Raw genomic sequence first — 1,056 nt, forward strand, 5'->3', positions numbered from 1 at the left:
TTATCACCACCGACTATTTGCAACAGTGCCAACCCATGTTATATTGCACAAGATAAAAATATATCATCATGAACAATAAAACTGTCTGCTTACATAAACAGTAATACAAGGGGTGTTATGAGCCATATTCAACGGGAAACGTCTTGCTCGAGGCCGCGATTAAATTCCAACCTGGATGCTGATTTATATGGGTATAGATGGGCTCGCGATAATGTCGGGCAATCAGGTGCGACAATCTATCGATTGTATGGGAAGCCCAATGCGCCAGAGTTGTTTCTGAAACATGGCAAAGGTAGCGTTGCCAATGATGTTACAGATGAGATGGTCAGACTAAACTGGCTGACGGCATTTATGCCTCTTCCGACCATCAAGCATTTTATCCGTACTCCTGATGATGCATGGTTACTCACCACTGCGATCCCCGGGAAAACAGCATTCCAGGTATTAGAAGAATATCCTGATTCAGGTGAAAATATTGTTGATGCGCTGGCAGTGTTCCTGCGCCGGTTGCATTCGATTCCTGTTTGTAATTGTCCTTTTAACAGCGATCGCGTATTTCGTCTCGCTCAGGCGCAATCACGAATGAATAACGGTTTGGTTGATGCTAGTGATTTTGATGACGAGCGTAATGGCTGGCCTGTTGAACAAGTCTGGAAAGAAATGCATAAGCTTTTGCCATTCTCACCGGATTCAGTCGTCACTCATGGTGATTTCTCACTTGATAACCTTATTTTTGACGAGGGGAAATTAATAGGTTGTATTGATGTTGGACGAGTCGGAATCGCAGACCGATACCAGGATCTTGCCATCCTATGGAACTGCCTCGGTGAGTTTTCTCCTTCATTACAGAAACGGCTTTTTCAAAAATATGGTATTGATAATCCTGATATGAATAAATTGCAGTTTCATTTGATGCTCGATGAGTTTTTCTGATAGTTAGTCTTTGTAGAGACACAAACCTGAAATTCCGGACACCGCGCTTCAGGACATCTCCCTGGACGCCGATATCTGGCAGTATCCGGACGGGGCACTGTTGCAAATAGTCGGTGGTGATAA

The 1,056-nt window shown here is 43.8% G+C and carries 1 protein-coding gene; it reads left to right on the forward strand.

Going from position 1 to position 1,056, the window contains the following annotated elements:
• Positions 1-117 precede the first annotated feature (117 nt).
• Positions 118-933, forward strand: coding sequence for an aminoglycoside O-phosphotransferase APH(3')-Ia (locus HMPREF3097_RS09015; protein ID WP_000018326.1), 816 nt, complete (start codon positions 118-120; stop codon positions 931-933).
• Positions 934-1,056: the final 123 nt, after the last annotated feature.

Origin of the sequence: Corynebacterium sp. HMSC27B11, assembly GCF_001815985.1 — a bacterium.
Classification (GTDB): domain Bacteria; phylum Actinomycetota; class Actinomycetes; order Mycobacteriales; family Mycobacteriaceae; genus Corynebacterium.

Coding starts and splice junctions, on each gene's coding strand:
- HMPREF3097_RS09015 (WP_000018326.1), top strand. CDS start 118: ATGAGCCATATTCAACGGGAAACGTCTTGCTCGAGGCCGCGATTAAAT.